Here is a 21069-nt window from a genome sequence, read left to right on the forward strand (position 1 = left end):
GAATAAATAAAACGATTTTGTAATAATGTACTTACATCATTACGTATATATTCTTTTTGCATAGATTACAATAGAGAGAGGAGATTTTTAGAAATGAGTGTGATGAACGTGAAGAATGAAGAAGTACGGAAAGTGAGTCGCATGGGAAACAGTTTAGGTGTTGGGATTCCAAAATCCATTATTGATACCTTAAAGCTAGAGAAAGGTGATGAGCTGCAGTTTACCGTCGACAGCAACAACCGCATTATGCTTGAGAAAAAAAATAAACTCGAAGATCGCGTAGATCCAGAACTTTTAGAAATGCTTGCGGAAACGTTTGAAGAACATGATGAGGTGTTCCGTAACTTAAAGGACCGGTAACCGATGGAGTATTTAACGTACAAAGACGTGGTACTCGTTCATTATTTGATCATGAAGCGGTATGGGGAAGGGGAGCATGTCGGTGTGAAAGACGAAAGGTTGCTGGAGTCGGCGCTTCACCGCCCTAAACAAACGGTGTTTGGAGAAGATGCGTATCCTTCGCTTTGGGAAAAGGCTGCGGCGTTGTTCCAATCTGTTGCAAGAAACCATGCGTTTTATAATGGCAACAAGAGAACAGCACTTGCAGTGATGGAGTTGTTTTTGAAAAAGAATGGGTACAAACTGAAGAAAGACTACAATCAAGAGATTGAAGACTTTACTGTGGACGTGGCCAAAGGGGTAGTTGATGTTGATGAGGTTGCCCTTTGGTTAGAGGCTTATGTGGTGGAACGATAATGATTGATCCCCCTTATTTTTATATAAGTATAAAAGAGACGCGGATAATCCCGTGTCTCTTTGGTCTTTTAGGAATTTTTTGGAAATTGGTTATTTGAAAGAAGGGGTTTATTTACTAATTATAGGTCAAAAAAGACAGGAACTGCTAGCGTGATTATCATGATAACACAGAAAAAGGTGAGACCGTGCTATTTGCTTCCTCACAGCATAATGATGGGGATTTAGCCATGTTTTATGTTTTACAATCGATGGGAAGGGAGATTATAAGCGTCATCAAATTAATTTAGTCATAGAAGGTAATCAAATGGAGATCGCAGATATACAAGCGTGGGGTAAGAAGCATTACAATAAAGGGGTGGGAAGTTTCTTATTACATGCCGCAGAACAATATGCCGAACCTTTGGTTGTTAGTAAAATAAACGGCGTTATTGAAAGTGATAGTGATGAACATTTTAGAAGACAAGTGACTTTTTATAGAAAAAATCAGTTTTTAGTGATTGAAAAGACAATTGAAAAGCAACTTTCTCTGGGCCATGAATTATCGGAGGTACGCGGAGACATCAAATGATTCAAGGTGAAAGTCGTGTAGGTAGTAAGAAAGCAGCTGCAAAAGTACACTGATGTTATTAACCAACTTTGGGATTCAAATGCCTATCATGAATAATAAGGGCGACAGTACCACAGGCTGATCCAAAAGAATATAGCGTCTTTTGATCAATCTGTAGGTATTGGCACTAACTACTAATCACTGGCCATAAGGCTGATTCCTAAATCCTGAGATCTCCTATTTCCGTTGTATAACATATACCAAAGAGTTGAAAAAATAATCCTTTTAGTGGTTAGTACAGCTGCAAAGCAAGCGCAGTTGCTTTTTTATCGTCGTGGTATCACCTACAGAAGGAATAATTTAATGGAAGGGTTATTTTTATGTGATATACTTTTCCAAGAAATTAAATTAGGAGTAATTTTTTGCAAAAATGGCTGCATATTTTCTGCTTTTGTTTCCGGTTCACTGTTCATTGTCTGAAATCGCAAGCAAATCAGATCTTGTAAATGCAGTGCTGTCTCTGCAGAATCAATTTCACGATAGGGTTCCGGAAAAGCTATAATTGTAATGTCATGTATTTCATTTGAAACATCCAATTCCAGAGGCAATAGAACTGTATCATTAGAATCCAGGGAGAATTCATATTTTTCAAACTCTTCACCTTCAATTTTAAATGGAACGGGCATGTAGTTCATAAACACCAATAAAACAATTCCTTGTCTTGTGAGTAATAGTTACTTAACGAAAAAACCTTTTTTGTATTTCCTTCAACGGGCAATACATTATCACTCCATATTTCGCCATCGATATTATATAAACCAAAGCTATACGTTTCGCTGTTTTCTCCCGTTAAATTATCTGCATGATTGGGTTCTAACAACAAATCCTTGTGGAAGACTATAAGGCAATGTTGCTGTAATTATAGTAGGGCAGGTGTATTGGTAAAGGAACAAACACCAAGCTAGGACTCACATACTATGCATCGCTGCTTGTGACTTTTTAAGATGGCAAGCAAGCTGTATTTTTAATGTATCTTCAGTATCATTTAAGTCTATACCTAGTAAGTCTTCAATTTTTTTTAATCTTTGATAGAGTGTATTAACGTGAATATGCAGGTTTTCGGCAGTTTTACTAGCGGAACGATTTAGTTCCAAATAAGTAAACAATGTTTTTTCCAACTCTTTATGTTTTTTATTATAAGCTGATAGCGGTGCTAGAGCTTCATTGATAAATTGTTTAATCTCCTGTGCAGACTGGTGTAAAAATAAGCGGTTTAAACCAATATCTTCGTATTGAATAATTTCTTTACTGTTGTGATTAGTTAGGTAAGTCAATGTCTTTTGGGCTTCATCATAACATTTCCTCATATTCTCCAGCCCTTTATAAACATTACTTAATCCGCCGCGAAAAAAAGGACTTGCGCTGCTCTCCCTTTCACTTCTAATTAACTGAAGTTTCTCACGAATGCGATTCGCCTCAACTGACTGGGGAAGGGAAAGTAATAAAATGATTTTATTATAAAAACCATAGATCAGCTTTTCCATATGGAGAGTTTCCGTGTTTATTTTTGAAACGAGTTGATCAACCTCTATATCCATGTACTGTAAATCCACAGACGATTTTGGGATCTCTAAAATGGCGATCATCCAATAGGAAGATGTATAGAGATCCATCTCTTCTCCTAATTTCTTCAATTGAAAAGAGTCTTCACAAGCGAGTAACTCTTGAAATTGTTCGTAGGTTTTTCTGTGGTAATTTTTTGTAATTGTTTGTCTTTTTAAAAGTTCTAATGCTAATATTGAACTCCCTTGTTCAATGGTGATCTGGTCAGATTTCGAAAGGATATCTGTCATTTGTATAATTAAGCAGCCAAGAAACAGTGTCCCGTTATAAATCGGGTATAAATAAAAGGACTTCTCAGTATCTACAGTAATATTTACGCACACAGCCTGGCGTTTCTCTGAAAATATCGTCTTAATTTCATATATGCTGAGGCTGGGAGAGTCACTTGTATCAGGGGAATAAAATGTATTTTCAAGGCCGTTAAATAAAACTACCGTTCTTTTCATCATTTTTTTTAGTTCATCTATGAGTTGATTAATTCCCTTATTCTTTAAAGAAATATTCATTAACGTTTCATGGACTTCCTGCCTTTTCTGAAGTTGTGAATTTTTCTCCTCTAACTGTTTACTTAATATGGTAATCTCCCTGAGCCTTTGTTTTGTTTCTGTATGAAATTGGGCATTTTGAATGGCAGTTGCTGCTTGTACCGCATAGCCTTGCAATAGATTTAAATCTTGTTCATTTAATTTACGCTTGATTTTCCATTGATGAATAATCATGACACCAATTCTCTCATCTTTGATCGAGATCGGTACACAGATGGCCCCCTCGGTAAAATTGGCTGATAGGTTAATATAGTGAAGGTTTTCATCTGAAATATTGTTTGCGCGCATCCCCTCAAAAAGAGCTTGTCGCGAATTGAAAATTCTTCCCTTTCCATCCTCAAAAACTGTACCAGTGATTGATTCTCCAACTTTTGTATTAAATTGATAAATACTATCTGTAAAGCCTACAGGTGCTTTTGGCAGAAGCCTTTTTGTATCAGGATCATAAAGCATTAAATAACCAGCATCTGCAGCAGGAATCACTTTTAATGCGTGCTTAATGATGTTTTCCAGTACTTCATTAAGATTGAGGCTGGATGTAATGGAACGTATGCTGTCCACCATTGTCGTGAGTTCCTGATTCTTTAATTGTATTGTTTTTTCAAGTTCATATAAACTCATCAAATAATACAGGTCTTTAACTTCTGCTTCCGTCAATATGGTTGAGTCGTGAAAAATAATAACGCATAGTTGATTTCCTGTCTCGTAATGAAATTGTAAGGTTACTTTACCTTTTTGTTTATTTATTTTATATCCTGGAGAACCTGTTGGAAGTTCAATAAACTTAGGTGGCGTAGCTTGTTGATGGCTAAAGCCGTCAATAAAATGAGTTTCATCATTATTATGGTCATATCCCCAAATCTGAAAGGCAATATCTTTTAGCTTCCTCTTTAGAAACATGCCACCATATTCAAGGTTATTCATTTTTCTCTCCTCCATTATGTAAAGATGTCTACATTTCCTTTATAAACTATAGATAAACACACATTGTATTCACAATATTCGAATTATACAATAAATTGAGTGGGTAGATAATCATTCAATTAAAAAGAAAGTTACACTTTTTAATTGAATAGGAAAGTGTAAGCGCTAACATAGTTTTGCTGTAAATGAGAGAATCGGTAAAAAAGCAATATACTTTCGTAGAAAAGAGGGAGGCGTTGATGATTGGAACAGGCAATGGAGTTAGCAAACAGTAGCATTGTTTGGATTTTTGCTGTACTTGTCTTGTTTATTGTAATTTTTCAAGCTATAAAGTTTATTGCCTTAGCCACTAAAGCGGGTAAAGAGATAGGGATGACGACAGTGGAAGTTAAGAGTGCTCTTAAAACAGGTTCCATTGCAGCAATAGGACCTTCGTTTGCGATTGTCATTGTCGCTATTTCTTTAATTCCATTTCTTGGTGATCCACTCACTTTACTGAGAATTGGAGTTATCGGTTCTGCACCGATAGAATCTGTGGGTGCGAGCTTGGGGGCAAATGCATATGGTACTGAATTAGGTAGTTCTGACTTTAACGTTCAAGCGTTTACAACCGTTGTCTGGACACTGTGTCTTGGGGGAGTAGGCTGGTTAGTTTTCACCGCTTTGGCTACTAGGTCAATGAGTAAGGTTGAGAAAAAAGTAACAAATAAAAACAATAAGAGCAAAAAAATAATGACCATTGTTACAACTGCCGCAATGGTGGCTGCCTTCGGTAACTTAGCAAGTGCTGAAATGGTCAAAGGATTTGAGTACATTTTAGTTGTGATTACTGCAAGTTTAACAATGATTATCTTAACAACACTCTCTAACAAACATAAGATTAACTGGCTAAGGGAGTGGTCACTTGGAATCTCGATCCTTGCCAGTTTATTCGTCGGTTCCTTGGCAATCTTATAAGAAATGAGGGGTTACCTAATGGCTATAAACGAAGAAGACATTATAAATGAGGGATACTCGAGAAGTTCTCATGACTTAGCAATGGAAAAATTTCATAACAAAGCTCATTTTTGGGGACGATTCACCCTTTGGTCCGCTATTATTTTAACGCTATTGGTGCCTGTCTACCTGTCTTTTATACTCGGGTACCATCCTGGCTGGAATATTATTCTCACTGCTTTTATTGTCTATGCCGGAATTGTTGCTGTTGTTTGGATACTAGAGCCAATGATGTATTTTCCGATTTTAGGTGTCTCTGGAACGTACATTAGTTTTCTCACAGGGAACGTAGGTAATATGTGCCTACCTTCTGCTGCCGCTGCTCAAAATGCAATTGGTGCTGAACCAGGGACAAAAAAAGGAGAAATTACGGCAACCCTCGGTATCGGAGCAGCCTCATTAGTAAATAAGATGTTTCTTATTCCGATTATTCTTGGTGGGTCAGTTCTTATATCTGTAATTCCAGAGAATATCCAGCAAATTTTCCCCCTTATTTTACCGGCGATCTTCGGTGGAGTATTGGCCCAGTTCGCAATTAAAAAGCCAATTTACGGAGTTATCGCATTAACGATTGGGCTTATCGTCAATTTAACACCGCTTGTTGTTTATATAAAAATGTTACTTTGTCTCGTGTTAACTGTCACCATTTGTATTTTAATAGAAAAGAAAAAAGAAGCTAAGGCATAATAAAGGAGTGGGTCGTATTGAGTAAATCAAATTTATTGCAATGGATAGAAGAGAATAAAGACACTTTCACAGACATGGCACAAAAAATTTGGGACAATCCTCAGCTTGCGTACGAAGAAGACTATGCTGCGAATGTACAAATGACAGCATTAAAAGAGGCTGGTTTTCACATACAAACTCCTGTTGGCGATCTTAATACAGCATTTATCGCTGAATATGGGAGTGGCAGACCAATTATAGGCCTGCTAGGTGAGTTCGATGCTTTACCAGGACTTTCTCAACAAGCTAGTTATGTGAAAGAAGAGGCTGTCCCTGATGGGCCCGGTCATGGTTGTGGCCATAATTTACTTGGTACTGCTGGTGTGGAGGCTGTTATCGCCGTAAAGGAAAAAATGGATCAGGAAGGGTTAATGGGTACGATTCGTTATTATGGCTGTCCAGCAGAAGAGGTTCTTTCAGGAAAAACGCATATGGTCAAAGCAGGTGTTTTTGATGGTTTGGACTCTGCACTCACATGGCATCCTGGCAATTCTAATACGGTTATGAATATGAGTATGCAAGCGATGGTCTCCGTTAAATTTCATTTCAAAGGGATTACTGCACATGCTGCGGCAGCACCTCATGCGGGCAGAAGTGCACTTGATGGTGTAGAGCTCATGAATGTCGGAACAAACTACTTACGAGAACACGTTCAAGATGGAACACGAATCCATTACGTCATAACAAATGGAGGGATGGCACCTAATATTGTTCCTGAAGAAGCGAGTGTCTGGTACTTTTTAAGAGCAGCTTCAAAGGATCAGGTGGATGACATTTTCAGAAGAGTAAAAAATATCGCCAAAGGGGCGGCGTTGATGACTGAAACAGAGGTGGAATCTGAAATTTTGGCGTTCCCTTACGATACCCTTCCAAATGATAGTTTAAATGAATTAATGTACAGTAATATGGAAGAAAGCGGTTCACTTGTCTTTACCGAAGATGAACAATCATTTGCAGAACAGTTGGTAGAAACGATAAAAACAAAAAACACGACTGGGACATTTGGTAATCAAGTAGACGGCTTACTCCCTAAAAACTTCTTCTATGATAAACAGCTAGCTGGAAAATCCATTCAAGGTTCAACCGATGTAGGTGACGTGAGCTGGATCACGCCAATGGGGATGATTAGCACGACATGTGCGCCTGTTGGTGTCCAACTTCACTCCTGGCAGGCTACTGCTTCTTTTGGAACATCCATTGGCTATAAAGGTATGCACTTAGCCGCAAAAACAATGGCCTTAACAGCTTATGATCTATTATTGAATAAAAACAATGTGCTCGAAACAGCAGCCGAAGAATTTAACGAACGCACAAGAGGGAAGAAATACAAGGCTGGTATTTAAAGGATTGAGATCGGTTCTATTGTTATTCCTTATTGAATTTACGAATAAACCGTCGAAACAAAACCAGAAAGCGGGAGAGGAGCCCCGCCTTCTGGTTTTGTGGATTTAACTATTCGATCAATTTGAACACGAACCGTTCACCCGGTTGAATGCAGTCAATTAATAGGAGGTCCTCTTTTACAACGTGACCTATAAGATTTACAGCTGAATCAGCTGGTAAATCGCTTTTTACGATCTGTAACTCTCCTTGATACCTTCCATACTGTGCGTTGTCGATCGTAATGCTTCCTCTCATACGAGCATGATTCTTGGTTGAGTCAGCTGGTTGAATGTTCATTTTTCCTTTTTGAGCATAAGACCTCGATGTTTCTGAACGAATGACATCTCTTGCGGGGTCTAGTCTTTGGCGGTGCTCTTGATTTAAAATGGTTTTTTCATTTTCTGTCATTGGTGAAAAGGCAGCTCTCAACGTTACAACACCGTCATCTTGATAGTGACGAAAGATCTCGCTGCTTTCTTGAGAAATTTCAGGGTCACCAATGAAAACATGATCGATTTCACACGAATCCCATAGTTCCTTTGCTGCGGCAAAAGGAGAGGTGGTGCGGTGTTTTTCTAGCGTTGGAAGCCCCTTTTGTAATGGACCGCGAAATACTAAATCTCCAGGTACAAAGGCCATCGTAGTAAAGCCAAGCGAGTGCAGCCATTTATTCGTTTTTATAAAGGCTTCTTTATCTAACCCTGTTTCTGGGCGCGGGTAATAGTTATGCCAAACTTCACTGTTTTCTTTTACCAGCCCTTGTGAGAATAAATCATCAATGAATTCTTGTGTTAATGTACTCGCATTAAGACAAACGGTCATTTCCTTTGAAATGTTGACGATGGATTGAGCGTCAAACCCATAATCGACTCGCAGACCTGTAATCCCTTTTTGGAGGAGGTCACTAAGATTGTCTAAATCGACATGTAAGTGCGATAACGACGCGGGTGAAACGTCTGCGATCAGCCCCATTTCTAATTCCTTTGTTTGTTGACCTAAACCTTCGATCGCGTTGATATACATCGTAGGGTCGTCTTCTGGAATATGCAAAGAGGTAAAGACCGACCGGAACCCTGCTTGCTTCATTCTTTTTAAATAGTCCTCTTGGTAGCGTTGAGATTGTTGACCTAAAAAAACAGATACACCTTTCAAAGCAACCCCTCCATTTCGTAGATTAAGATAAAAAAGCTAGAAAGGCTGTACCCATAATGATACAGCCTTTCTTTTTTCAAAAAGTTATTGAAGGTTTTCAGCCATTTCTTCTTTATATCCGAATAAATAGGTGAATAAAAATCCGAATGCATAAGAAATAACGAGCCCTAAGAAATACATAAAGTATTGATTATCTGCAATTAACGGAATAAGGGACAAACCTGAAACGCCAATGCCTAAAGAGGAAGTAGTCATCAATGCTTGGAAAGCACCACCGATCGAAGCGCCTAAACAGGCCGTGATAAATGGGCGTCCTAACGGAAGTGTTACCCCGTATAGTAGTGGTTCGCCAATTCCTAAGAAACCAACTGGAAGGGCACCTTTGACAGTGTTTTTCAAGCGTTGACTTTTTGTTTTGACTAAAACAGCAATCGCTGCACCGACTTGCCCGGCTCCTGCCATAGCTAAAATGGTGAGAAGCGGAGTGGCTCCGTGTGCGCTAATAAATTCTAAGTGAATCGGTGTTAGCCCGTGGTGCATCCCTACCATAACAAGAGGGAGGAAGGTACCTGCTAAAATGGCCCCTGCAAAAACACCACCAATATCAAGTACAGAGTTAATTCCCATTGTTACGCCGTCAGCGATCACTCCACCAACAGGTTGAAGGACGACGATGGTTGCAACACCGACAAGTAAAACAGTGATAAAAGGTGTTAGTATAATATCTAAAGAACTTGGTACGACTTTTCTAATTCGTTTTTCAATGAATGCCATAAACCATGCTGCTAATAATACTGCGAATAAACCGCCCCGTCCAGGAACAAGCTCTTCACCAAACAACGTGATGTTCTCGAGTGCGGGGTTAATAATTAAAATCCCGGCAATCGCTCCTAATGCAGGAGTTCCGCCAAATTCTTTCGCCGTGTTCCACCCGACTAAAATGCCGAGGTAAGTGAAGATTCCTCCGCCGATTACGAGTAGGATTTGGAGCCAAGTTGTTTCTGGGTCGGCTCCGGCATTTTGTGCAAAACTGGCTCCACCATTAATTAATCCGGACGCTACAAGAGCAGGAATAAGTGGAATAAAGATACTGCCGATTCTTTTTAGGAAGTTCTTAATTGGCGTGTTATTCTTTTTCTTGATCGAGCTTTTCATATCTTCTGCTACGTGGTCTGAGTTTTTCACTTCACCGAGAGTAAGGCCTGTAATGTTACAAAGCTGTTCTGCTACTTTATTAACAGTCCCTGGACCGACGATCACTTGAAGTGTATCATCCTCGACGACACCCATGACGCCTTCAACTTTTTTAAGTTCTGCTAGATTGATTTTTTCATAGTCATGGACTTCCATACGAATACGAGTCATACAGTGGGCTACTCGTTTGATGTTGTCTTTCCCGCCGGTATGATCTATAATCCCTTGCACAATCACATCTTCTTTTTTCATAATAAATCAATTCCCCCCTTATCTTTATTCTTGAATTGCGTGTTTCACAAATCCGTTTGCTTCTTCTAGCTTTTCTTTTGCTTCGTTCTGGTTGCAATCTGCCAAAATCATGACAATGGCAACTTTTACAGTACCATTTGCTTCTTCAAGTTTGTTTGAAGCTGTTGTTTCATCAACACCTGTGGCTTCCATAATGATTTTCTGTGATCGCTTTCTTAATTTCTTATTTGTTGGCTGTAAATCAACCATTAAATTTTTATACACTTTCCCCAGTCCAATCATTGTTGCGGTAGAAATCATGTTAAGAACGAGTTTTTGCGCTGTACCCGCCTTTAATCTCGTTGAACCCGTTAAGACTTCACTTTCAGTAGCGACTTCGATTGGATACTTTGCTTCACGTGAGATTGGTGCACTCTCATTACAAGCGATGCTTCCAGTCACTGCGCCCACTTGCTTCGCATATTGTAATGCACCAATGACGTAGGGAGTACGACCACTTGCGGCAATTCCAACCACGACGTCATTTTTATTGAGTTTAATAGATTTTAAATCTTCTTCTCCGAGAGTGAGAGAGTCTTCTGCTCCTTCAACAGCATGGATGAATGCTTTTTCTCCTCCAGCTATTAACCCAACGACGAGGCTGGAGTCTACCCCAAACGTCGGAGGGCATTCTGCAGCGTCAAGAACGCCTAAACGCCCACTCGTTCCAGCGCCTACATAAATAAGGCGTCCCCCGTTTTTAATTCCTTCTATTGTCTGATCTACGAGCATTGAAATTTCATTTAATTGCTTTTGAATGGCTTCTGGAACACGACGATCCTCTTCATTCATAAGGCTTAAAATTTCAAAGGTCGTTCTTTCATCTAGATCCATTGATTTTTCATTACGCTTTTCAGTACCTAATTTTTCTAACATAACAAACCTCATTTCTAAAAATACCATTTTGAATACGCTTTCATTATATGATTTACGAAATTGAAAATCAATATATTTTTTATATTTACTGAAATGTAATTTCAACCATGCGAAAAGAAAAGCATGGGAAAGGATCCCATGCTTCAATGTTTAGCGCCTTTTTTCTCTCGTTTTTTCACGTGACTTGTCAAACGCTTCTAATAAATCCTCGCCAATTCGATGAAAAATAGACACGTATAAGCTGTCGATAAGGTTTAGCTGACTTGTTCTTGATGCAATACTTCCTATTCGTTGTTCCACTTCAATATCTGGCATTAGCAATTGGATATCGGACTGTTTATAAAGCGGGGAAGTATTTGAGGATGTGATCGCAATAAGCATGATTCCCCGTTCTTTCGCATAATTGGCCAGTTCCATGACCTCTTTTGTTTTCCCCGATGTACTCATACAAATGAGAACATCTTCAGGACCCATCATCGTAATGAAAGGGACCATATAATGATAATCTGAGGAAGCTAAGGAATGAAACCCTAGTCGCATAAATTTGTATTGTCCATCAATACACGATGTGAAAGAACCTCCGACGCCAAACAAAGCAATTTTCTTAGCCTTACTCATCGTTTCTACAGCCTTAGAAAATTCCTGAGAACTTATCGTATTAAACGTCATTTCTAAAGCCATTTGGTTCAGTGATGATACTTTCTGAAATAACATCGGCGGTGAGTCATCAGAATCTAAAAGAGAAGCACTATTTACATAAGCCTGTCCTCTCGTCAACTCTTTTGCAAGGGCTAGCTTAAACATGCGAAAACTATCAACACCTACTCTTTTACAAAAACGAACGATACTGGCTTCACTCGCATGAGCTTGCTGGGATAATTCTTTCGTCGTCATATTAGGAATGAACTCTGGATTCTCCAACACATATTGGGCGACTTTCTTTTCTGCTGTTGAAAAAGAAGATAGTTGTTGTTCAATCTTCATCAAGACCATCGTCTGGTGCATTATTATCACATCTTTTTAAAGAATTCTTGTTTATATTGTTTGTTCAAATTTTAACACGCACTTATATTATTATTGTTTTTACCAATGAAATCAAGTTGACCTTGTTAAACGTGAAACAAATGACGGGAAGAGCTCTTGGGTCTTAAAAGTCCATTTTCATAAGACTAGGAAGCATGTCTATACCGATTTACTAGATAATGAATATACCTGATAGTATGAGGAGGTGAGGAAAAATGGTCAAAATATATTTAGATCCTGGCCATGGGGGTTCTGATTCAGGAGCTACCGGAAATGGGATGCAGGAAAAGAACCTTACCTTAGATATCTCTCTACGAATTCGTGACATTCTCGAAAACAACTATCAAGATGTAGATGTCAGAATGAGTAGAACAACAGATACAACGCGGAGTTTAAGCGCGCGTACGGATGATGCAAATAATTGGGGAGCCGATTACTTTTTATCGATTCACGTGAATGCATTTAATGGATCTGCACAAGGGTATGAAGACTACATTCATAGCAGCTTATCTGATTCCTCTCAAACAGCACAGCTGCGTGATATTATGCACGAAGAAATTATGAAAGTGAACAACCTTTCTAACCGTGGAAAAAAGAAGGCGAACTTTCATGTGTTGCGAGAGACAATTATGTCAGCGATATTAACTGAGAACGGGTTTATTGACAATGCGGATGATGCGGAGAAATTAAGTGATTCAAACTGGCGGCAAACCGTTGCCCAAGGTCATGTAAATGGTTTAGAAAGGGCGTTTGATTTACAACGAAGCAACAACAGTCTGCACAGAGTAATAGTCGATGGCGTTCAAGAAGGAGCTTACGGAGAAGAGCAAAATGTGTTGAATGCGGTTCAACGTCATTTGGGCTCAGCAGATAGAATAGTCGTGGAAAGAGTGTGAAAGACGCTTGAGGAAAAATTCCTCAAGCGTTTTTTTCGTCATTCTACTTCAGAGATGGTTATTCTACCAAAAGCAGCGCTAATTCTGTTTGAAATGAACTTTATTCTACATAAAAGTGGATTAATTTTACACAAAAGGGGATTAATCTACATAAAACAGGATTAATTTTACACAAAAGGGGATTAATCTACACAAAACAGGATTAATTCTACACAAAAGGCGATTAATTCAACATAAAACACCACTAATTCTACAAAAGAACGATGCGCCCACTCGCTCAAAAAAAATTTCTGTTGAAAAATAACGTAATTTCTACAAAAGAGAAAGAACCACTGCTGAAATGATAATTCTACTCAAAAGAAGATTATTCTACCAAAAGCAGCGATAATTCCGTTTGAAATGAACTTTATTCTACATAAAAGGGGATTAATTCTACACAAAAAAAGATTAATTCTACATAAAACAGGATTAATTCTACACAAAAGGCGATTTATTCAACATAAAACACCACTAATTCTACAAACTAACGATGCCCCACTCGCTCATTGTTGGGGAAAATGAAACAATAAGGTACGATGTAGATGACGAAAACATAAAGGAGCAGATCCCATGATACTTGAAGTCATCGTGCAACACCCTGAAGAGGCTAGAGATGCTGAAAGATATGGTGTTGATCGTTTAGAATTAGTGACATCAATTGGTGAAGGTGGCCTCACACCAAGCTATGGCATGATCCAAAGAGTTATAAAGCAAGTGAAGATCCCAGTTCAAGTGATGGTCAGACCTCATAGTCGGTCCTTTGTCTATACAGAAGAAGATTTGCAAATTATCAAGGAAGACTTGGGCGTGATGAGGAAAATCGGTGTTCAAGGGATCGTGTTTGGCTGTCTCGATCGCAATGGGAATATTGATGAACAGACGCTTCATCAAGTGTTAGAAATTGCAGAAGACATGGATGTGACATTCCACCGTGCTTTTGATGGAGCGAAAGATTTAAAGAGTGCTTATCGAACACTTACTAAATATAAACATCAGATAAGTCGCGTGTTAACTTCTGGAGGGCAAGAGGCTGTTAAAGAAACAGCTCCTTTAATAACGTTGATGGACCTGCAAAAGGAGTTGGATGGGCCGGAAATCTTAGTTGGTAGCGGGCTCAAACAACCGACTTTTAAGGAGGTTGCTCATGCAATAAAAGCGAACGAATACCATTTTGGTTCTGGTGTGAGAGTGGATGGTTCGTTTGCAAAGCCGATTGATGAAGCGAAGGTGAAGTGGTTTCGTGAAGTGGTAACTAGTGAAGTATAATCGATCGAGATACGTAACACTGAAGTACTTTTAAGAAAAAGCGTTGCCTAAGTATTTTTGGGCAGGGCTTTATATGTTTAGATTCATTTTAGTCTAATAGGTCGTATAGGTTTTTGAGAGAATGAGTTAAAATCTTTCATTCTCTCATTTTTGGGGTTAAAACTGCTGAGAACAGTCATTGCTCTTACTACTCTTCCCTCTCAATGGATCCATTGAGAGGGAAGCGCAATCATATTTTCCCTATAAATTCCTTCCTTTTTCTCCTCACTCTATATGATAAAATTATAGGAAAATCGACAGAAATTGGGTGGTCAAAAGTTATGTTGAGAAACTGGCTTCGATGATCTTTCATCATGCAATGAAATCCCCGGATAAAGAGTACGAAGACATTGTAGAAGGTTACTTTATTGTAGGAAAAATTGAGCAAGGCAAGCTCTGGGTAGATGAAGCGCTTGGCGAGCGGGAAAGCATTGGCCCCATTACGGTCACAAGAGAAATTTCAAGCCTATGTCAGGAAGGTTGGAGTATCTACCTTGTACTTGGTGAAGATAAAGGTAAATGGTATATTTTAGAAAGCGGAAATGTGTACCGTATTAATGAAAAGAGGGTGTCTCTGGAGAAACCCTCTTTTTTAAGAGCTAAGAATTTGTAAGAGGGCAGCTACCTTCACGCCGCTCGTCTCAAGGGAAAAGCATCCTTGAGACTTTAAAACATGCGAGCTGACGCTGTTTTTAATAAAAGACCGCTATGCGGTTTTTCTTAATAGTTATGAAAGCATAAAAATCTACGTTTCGATGTCTAGCTCCAGGCGCCACCGGCTCGTGTCAAATAACCTGCCCGATTAAAAGTAAAAAGCACTTTTTATCGGACAGAACATTTGCATGTCGCCGATTAGCAGGCGCCTTGCGCTTTTCTTTAAATTACAACTGAGGATCTTCGTAATAATAATCAACCGGCTGTGGGGCAACTTGAGAACGCTCTAGTGCTGGAGTATCCGGTCTTGCGGCGTGGTATACAGCTGCGCCGACGATCTTTGTGACATCTTCAAGCTTGTCGATGTCGATGTTTTCTATCGTATCGTCCGGTGTATGATACCATGGTTCAAGTGGCGTATGAATAAATAACGCTGCTGGGATGCCTCGTTCGTAAAACGGTACGTGGTCACTGCGGCCAAGCATGCTAAACGGAGGGATATCATTTTGAGACACGCGCGCCCCTGCAGATGCAGCGAGGTCAGTAACCGTATTTTGCTCACCATCAACGGTAAACATCGTTAAGTCACCAGCATCGGCACTACCGATCATATCTAGTTGGAACATCCCAACTGTTCTTTCGACTTCATCTTCTGTCATTGTCGAAGCGTAGTGACGAGAACCAACTAATCCTCTTTCTTCAGCGCCAAAGGCAATAAAGCGGATTTCGCTATCGACTGGTGCATTGGACATAACACGAGCAAGCTCTAGTAATGCTCCTGTTCCAGAAGCATCATCGTTTGCACCAGGAGATCCAGGAACAGAGTCATGGTGGGCACCGACGATGAGCATTTGTCCACTGTCTTGGTTCGCATTGTTTGGTGTTTTTGTCGCAATGACGTTGTAGGACGTGAACCCTAATTGATCAAAGGGCTGGATTTCAACGTTGTCATAGCCATAGCTTTCAAACTCTTCTACTAAATAATCAACCGTTTCAAGTTCAGCGTCGGTTCCCGCTACACGAGGTCCGATGTTTTCAGATAAATGGTAAACGTGGTCATACACGTTATCGACATCTATTTGTTTAATGATCCGGTTATCGAAGGCTTGCCCCGCTTTATCATTCGGTGGTGCGGCAAAAGTGGACATTGGAATCATTGAAAACATCAACGCAAAAACGGCAACGACCATCATATGTTTTTTTATCATTGTCTAGTCCCCTCTCTTAAGCTTTCATCTTCGTTTAATAGGTAGTCTTTTGTATTCATAGACTTCGCACGGTTTTTATTTCCGTTTTGTCCTGGTATATCCTTACGGGCAAAATCATAAATCGCAGAACCGATAAGTTCTCCTGCCTCTTGGATGCGGTCCTGGCTAATTTTATCGATTGTATCAAATGGCGTGTGATACCAAGGCTCAAGTGATGCTGTTTCAGGCTCTCTTCGAATAAAGTTAGCAGCATCAATTCCCGCTTCGTAAAACGCAACGTGGTCAGAAGCTCCGCGCTCAAAGAGTACAAGGGTATCATTATCTAATCTTTCAGCTGCAGCACTAGCAGATTGCCAAACTTGGTTCGGAGCGCCGTCTACGACATTGACATAGAGACTAGTCGCATTCTCCCAATTCGTACCGACCATATCTAAGTTAAAGTTGGCAGCACTTCGGTTGATTTCGTCATCAGATAGCTGACTTACATAATATCTCGATCCTACTAAACCGATTTCTTCAGCTCCGGCAAAAATGAAGCGGATTTCTTTTTCAGTTGGGTAGGCCTCCATAATTCTTGCAAACTCTAAAACGACTGACGTTCCAGAAGCGTTGTCGCTTGCACCTGGAGAGTACGGTACGCTGTCATAGTGAGCGGTTACGTAAACAATCTCAGGATCTTCGACTGGCTTTCCTTTAGGCTCTTTAACCGCGATCACGTTTTGTGACGTTTGATCTGTCACTGCGCTGATTCGTAGGGAAGCTGTAACGTCGTCTTCAGAAAGAAGCATTTCTCCATCTGCTTGAGTGACTGCGACTACAGGAATAGACGCTTCGTTTCCACCTAAGCTCGGTGTGGGAGGGACGAGACCTTCAGCATTGTCATAAATAATGACACCTGCAGCCCCCGCTTCTGTCGCATTGGCAGCCTTTTCCCAGAAACTAAACTCTCCTCGTTCAATAAGGGCAATGTTGCCTTCTACATCAGCCGGGAAATCATCTTCATAACCGAGACCGGCATGGACAACTTGCCCACTGACACCCTCTCCGTCGGTTGATGCGGAGCCAGTTCCAATGCGAATCGCGAGTTCATCATCGGAAAGTGACGTTTGCAAATGTCCTTCTAGACGATCGGCAATATCAAACTCCTGCGTTGAAACCTCATAGCCATATTGCTCAAGCTCACCTTGAATGTAATCGGCTGATTCTCGTTCCTCGTCGGTTCCAGCTACACGAGGGCCGATCTCTTCGGCTAAGTGAGAGATGTGGTTCATGGCACGATCAGAGTCGAACCTCTCAGTAATTCGCCGGTCAAATGCTGAACCCGATTTACCGGGAGCTTCTGCGTAAGCCGTTGAATCAGAGACAACTCCTGCACCCTGAGGAACAGCAAACAACCCCGAAAAGGCCATCAGTGCTCCTAAAAAAACAAGCGTGATTTTTTTAGTCATAAAGTGAAAACCTCCTATTTTAAATGTAAAAGCGCGTGGTTTGTAGGAAACCAGCTATTGAAGTTGAGAGAAACGTTTAAAATGGGAGCAGATCTCTAAATCGAGCTCTACTCTTGATCTTTAATACCCCCCTCTCGATAAACAAATTTAGTTAAACGAAATAATAGCTTACAAGAATATTGTCTAAAAATAGGGTAATCTTGCCAATAGGACAAACTACCTTTTAATCGGAATATTGAGATAATTATAGGTGGGTTTGACTAGGCCGTAAGGATGAAAAGTTAAAGTGGGGGGTTCTACCAAACGGTGTTACTTTCCGCTGAATTTGTGGTTCTACTTAAAATGAAGATTATTCTACCAAAAGCAGCAGCTATTCTACATGAAGTGGGATTGATTCTACACAAAATCTAGATAATTCTACCAAATGTTGTGCTCGCAGTTTTTAAACGTTAAAGAATCAAACATCAATATATGATGTAATAACCTTATTTTTTATGTAATTTATTAATAACTTCTTTCCTGCGAATTGACTTCGTAAAAGTCTTTACATAAGGTTAACGAAAAATAGTGAGATAATTCAAAAATCATTTGTGAACATTTGAAGGTTAATTCGTGAAAGCGTTTTTATATGGTGGATTTTGTGCGAAGGGGGTGGAAAAAGGTAGATGGTAGTGATCTAGGTGATATGGAGCTCTAGTTTTATTATTCAAATTTGAGAATGAGGGTGGTTATAAGTGATGAGACAAAGGTTATTATTGGTGTCGTGTTTCGTTTTGTTATTATTGATCGGTGTTTTTCCTAGTATAAGCATGGCTTCTGCTCCAGAGTCTTCATACTGGTATCCAGAAGATTTACTAGAATGGGATCCGAATGATGATCCGGATTCAGAATTTAATAGGAGTTCGGTACCACTAGCTGAAAGAGATAGCTTTTTTCCAATTAATGATACACAGCAAACAGATGCTAAATTAGTGGCGCTATCAGCGTTAAATCAAAATACGAGCGGTGTTCCTTCGCAAGGTGGGAGCGATTTTTTTGCGAATACATTTAGTTTTTGGCAGTACGTGGACCTTATGGTATATTGGGCGGGCTCTGCAGGAGAAGGAATTATCACTCCACCTAGTGCAGACGTCACGGACTCAGCGCATCGAAATGGGGTACAAATATTGGGGAATGTATTTTTCCCACCTAAGGTCTATGGAGGTCAGGAAGAGTGGGTTGAGCAAATGTTAACACAGCGAGAGGACGGCTCTTTTCCTGCAGCGGATCAGCTTTTAGAAGTCGCAGAGTATTATGGTTTTGATGGATGGTTTATCAATCAGGAGACAGAAGGTGGCAATGTAGAAACAGCGGAGAAAATGCAGGACTTTTTAATTTATCTGCAGGATAATAAGCGAGAAGATATGCATATTATGTGGTATGATTCGATGGTTTCCACAGGAGAGATTAGGTGGCAAAACTATTTAACGGACAATAATAAAATGTTTTTACAAGACGAAGATACGAGAGTCGCAGATAGTATGTTCCTTAACTTTTGGTGGTGGAATGAAAGCCAAGAGAGCTCCTATGATAAAGCGGTTGAAATTGAGCGAAACCCGTATGATTTGTATGCCGGAATTGATGTGGAGGCAAATGGGACAGACACCTATGTGAATTGGGACAATTTGTTTCCTAAAGAGAATAACCCATTTGCATCATTAGGCATTTACCGGCCGGATTGGGCTTTTAAATCATCATCAAATATGGAAGAGTTTTATCAAAAGGAAGAAGAGTTTTGGATTGGGGAAGCAGGAGATCCAAGACATACTGAAGAAAATGAAAGCTGGAAAGGGATGGCTCATTATTTTACTGAAAAAACAGTGATAAATGAGTTGCCTTTTACTACCCACTTTAATACTGGTAGCGGTACCTTTTTTGCAGTAGACGGGGTTGAAAAAACGAGCAAGTCTTGGAATAACCGTAGTTTACAAGATATATTACCGACATGGAGATGGATTACGGAAAGTGAAGGGGAGCCATTGGATGTCGATTTTGATTGGGACGAAGCTTACTATGGTGGGAGTTCTTTACAGGTTTCTGGTTCGCTATCGAAAGAAAATGCAACCGATGTGAAGCTTTATAAAACGAAGCTGCCTGTGAAAAAGCATACAGAGATTTCACTTACCTATAAAACAACCGAAAAAGATACGAATATGCAAGTCGGTGTGAGTTTTGTAGATTCACCAGAGGAGTTTACGTTTTTTGATGTGAAGAAGAAAAGTCACGGAGACTGGAGAACGGATCGGATAAAGCTACACAAATATGAAGGAAAAGAAATCGCTGCCATTTCTCTTTCCTTTGATTCTGAGTCTGAAATCGAAGACTATCAAATGAATATTGGTGAGCTATCGGTTTACAATAAACACGATCGTAAGGAAGCTCCAGGAGAACCATCTAATCCTGAAGTAATTGATACGTCATTTGCAGATGGAATCTATGCAAACGTCCGATTATCGTGGGAGCATGATGAAGATATCCGTCACTATGAAATTTACCGTACATTATCCAATGGTGAGCGAGAGTTTTTAGGGGCGACACCGAATCAAGCGTATGCGATTTCTGATTTAAGGCGAGAAAATAAAGAAATGAATACGACGCTTGAGATCGTTGCTGTAAATGAGCATCTTGTGAGAAGTCGTCATCATTTAGAGGTTCCTTTTAACTGGCCGGACTACCCAACGCCAAATGCAGATTTTAGTGTCAGCAAAACTGTGGCACAGCCAGGAGAGGAGATCGAGTTCTACAATCGGTCTTCAGAAGTAACTGAAGAAGTAGAGTGGCACTTTGAAGGTGGGACACCGTCAACTAGTGAAGTAGAAAATCCCATCGTTCGTTTTGAAGAAGAGGGGACTTACTCAGTTACGTTGACAGCAAAAAATACGGAAGGCGAGGATGTATTAGTAAGAGAAGACTATATTACGATCACTGAGGATGCCCAAGATATCGTAAATGTCGCTTTAAATAAACAGGCGACTGCTAGCGGACAATGTGCACCAAACGAAGGTCCGATGAATGCGATCGACGGTAAAGTTACTGATAACAGCAAGTGGTGTGCGATAGGTTCTGACCACTGGTTGGAGGTAGATTTGCTAGATGAATATGAGCTGTCAAGCTTTGTTGTCAAACATGCTGAGGCTGGAGGGGAACCAGCTGCGTTTAATACAAGGGAGTTTACTATTGAGACGAGTAGTGACGGTGAACATTGGGAACCGTTAGTGTCCGTTCATAACAATACGGAGGCTATTTCTGAGCATACGATCCCGCTTACGACTGCTAGATATATCAGACTATCGGTTCAGCAGCCTACCCAAGGTGGAGATCAAGCAGTGCGGATTTATCAACTAGAAGCATATGGATATTAATAATACTAGATAGGGAAGGAAGAGAAATCTTCTTTCCTTTTTTATTGAAGATAAGGAAAGTTTATAGAGCGGACAGCTACCT

The 21069-nt window shown here is 40.0% G+C and carries 18 protein-coding genes; 10 read left to right on the plus strand and 8 right to left on the minus strand.

Features of this window, described 5'->3' with window-relative positions; genetic code table 11:
• Nucleotides 1-93 precede the first annotated feature (93 nt).
• The 3 genes from CDZ94_RS15850 to CDZ94_RS15860 all read left to right on the plus strand — a co-directional run bounded on the left by CDZ94_RS15850 (nt 94) and on the right by CDZ94_RS15860 (nt 1324).
• Nucleotides 94-360 (plus strand): AbrB/MazE/SpoVT family DNA-binding domain-containing protein, encoded by a 267-nt coding sequence (locus CDZ94_RS15850; protein ID WP_096438667.1) that lies wholly within the window; start codon nt 94-96, stop codon nt 358-360.
• Between the two features lie 3 nt (nt 361-363).
• Complete coding sequence (locus CDZ94_RS15855) at nt 364-756, plus strand: type II toxin-antitoxin system death-on-curing family toxin (protein WP_096438669.1); 393 nt, start codon at nt 364-366, stop codon at nt 754-756.
• A gap of 304 nt (nt 757-1060) precedes the next feature.
• On the plus strand, nt 1061-1324 hold the full coding sequence (locus CDZ94_RS15860; RefSeq protein ID WP_096438672.1) for a hypothetical protein: 264 nt from the start codon (nt 1061-1063) through the stop codon (nt 1322-1324).
• A 323-nt stretch (nt 1325-1647) separates the two neighbouring features.
• Here CDZ94_RS15860 and CDZ94_RS15865 read toward each other — a convergent pair whose 3' ends face one another.
• Complete coding sequence (locus CDZ94_RS15865; protein ID WP_157911772.1) at nt 1648-1989, minus strand: hypothetical protein; 342 nt, start codon at nt 1987-1989, stop codon at nt 1648-1650.
• 282 nt (nt 1990-2271) lie between these two features.
• Entirely contained in the window at nt 2272-4395 is a 2124-nt protein-coding gene (locus CDZ94_RS15870) for a helix-turn-helix domain-containing protein (RefSeq protein WP_198546726.1), read from the minus strand.
• Nucleotides 4396-4638: 243 nt separating this feature from the next.
• Between CDZ94_RS15870 and CDZ94_RS15875 the strand changes: the two genes are divergently transcribed.
• From CDZ94_RS15875 to CDZ94_RS15885, 3 genes are read left to right on the plus strand one after another with little or no spacing between them, the layout of a single operon-like run.
• The gene (locus CDZ94_RS15875; RefSeq protein ID WP_096438678.1) at nt 4639-5352 is read left to right on the plus strand and encodes a DUF5058 family protein; all 714 of its coding nucleotides are present in this window, start codon (nt 4639-4641) and stop codon (nt 5350-5352) included.
• A gap of 18 nt (nt 5353-5370) precedes the next feature.
• Nucleotides 5371-6078: a small-conductance mechanosensitive channel gene (locus tag CDZ94_RS15880; RefSeq protein WP_096438680.1), complete on the plus strand. Its 708-nt coding sequence runs from the start codon at nt 5371-5373 to the stop codon at nt 6076-6078.
• Nucleotides 6079-6095: 17 nt separating this feature from the next.
• Nucleotides 6096-7460 carry an amidohydrolase gene (locus CDZ94_RS15885; RefSeq protein ID WP_096438682.1) on the plus strand — a complete coding sequence of 455 codons (1365 nt, stop codon included), beginning with the start codon at nt 6096-6098 and terminating at the stop codon, nt 7458-7460.
• A 109-nt stretch (nt 7461-7569) separates the two neighbouring features.
• Here the strand turns inward: CDZ94_RS15885 and CDZ94_RS15890 are convergent, their stop codons facing one another.
• From CDZ94_RS15890 to CDZ94_RS15905, 4 genes are all read right to left on the minus strand, one after another.
• Nucleotides 7570-8652, minus strand: coding sequence for a DUF871 domain-containing protein (locus CDZ94_RS15890; protein WP_096438684.1), 1083 nt, complete (start codon nt 8650-8652; stop codon nt 7570-7572).
• Between the two features lie 84 nt (nt 8653-8736).
• Nucleotides 8737-10098: a PTS transporter subunit EIIC gene (locus CDZ94_RS15895; RefSeq protein ID WP_096438686.1), complete on the minus strand. Its 1362-nt coding sequence runs from the start codon at nt 10096-10098 to the stop codon at nt 8737-8739.
• Nucleotides 10099-10122: 24 nt separating this feature from the next.
• Nucleotides 10123-11013: an N-acetylmuramic acid 6-phosphate etherase gene (gene murQ / locus CDZ94_RS15900; protein ID WP_096440920.1), complete on the minus strand. Its 891-nt coding sequence runs from the start codon at nt 11011-11013 to the stop codon at nt 10123-10125.
• A 150-nt stretch (nt 11014-11163) separates the two neighbouring features.
• Nucleotides 11164-12018, minus strand: a complete 855-nt coding sequence (locus CDZ94_RS15905; RefSeq protein ID WP_198520774.1) for a MurR/RpiR family transcriptional regulator — start codon at nt 12016-12018, stop codon at nt 11164-11166.
• A 233-nt stretch (nt 12019-12251) separates the two neighbouring features.
• On the opposite strand from CDZ94_RS15905, the gene CDZ94_RS15910 reads away from it, so the two are divergent.
• The 3 genes from CDZ94_RS15910 (at nt 12252) to CDZ94_RS15920 (ending at nt 14889) form a co-directional block, all read left to right on the plus strand.
• The gene (locus CDZ94_RS15910) at nt 12252-12932 is read left to right on the plus strand and encodes an N-acetylmuramoyl-L-alanine amidase family protein (RefSeq protein WP_096438688.1); all 681 of its coding nucleotides are present in this window, start codon (nt 12252-12254) and stop codon (nt 12930-12932) included.
• A gap of 609 nt (nt 12933-13541) precedes the next feature.
• Nucleotides 13542-14237, plus strand: coding sequence for a copper homeostasis protein CutC (locus CDZ94_RS15915; protein ID WP_096438690.1), 696 nt, complete (start codon nt 13542-13544; stop codon nt 14235-14237).
• A 340-nt stretch (nt 14238-14577) separates the two neighbouring features.
• Complete coding sequence (locus tag CDZ94_RS15920) at nt 14578-14889, plus strand: hypothetical protein (protein ID WP_096438692.1); 312 nt, start codon at nt 14578-14580, stop codon at nt 14887-14889.
• A 268-nt stretch (nt 14890-15157) separates the two neighbouring features.
• Here the strand turns inward: CDZ94_RS15920 and CDZ94_RS15925 are convergent, their stop codons facing one another.
• Nucleotides 15158-16138 (minus strand): M28 family peptidase, encoded by a 981-nt coding sequence (locus CDZ94_RS15925; protein WP_096438694.1) that lies wholly within the window; start codon nt 16136-16138, stop codon nt 15158-15160.
• Nucleotides 16135-17586 (minus strand): M28 family peptidase, encoded by a 1452-nt coding sequence (locus CDZ94_RS15930; protein WP_096438696.1) that lies wholly within the window; start codon nt 17584-17586, stop codon nt 16135-16137. Before CDZ94_RS15930 ends, CDZ94_RS15925 begins: the two co-directional genes overlap by 4 nt.
• A gap of 737 nt (nt 17587-18323) precedes the next feature.
• On the opposite strand from CDZ94_RS15930, the gene CDZ94_RS15935 reads away from it, so the two are divergent.
• A complete protein-coding gene (locus CDZ94_RS15935) occupies nt 18324-20987 on the plus strand; it encodes an endo-beta-N-acetylglucosaminidase (protein WP_096438698.1) in 2664 nt (887 codons plus the stop codon).
• Nucleotides 20988-21069: the final 82 nt, after the last annotated feature.

It is taken from the genome of Alteribacter populi, assembly GCF_002352765.1.
Classification (GTDB): Bacteria; Bacillota; Bacilli; order Bacillales; family Salisediminibacteriaceae; genus Alteribacter; species Alteribacter populi.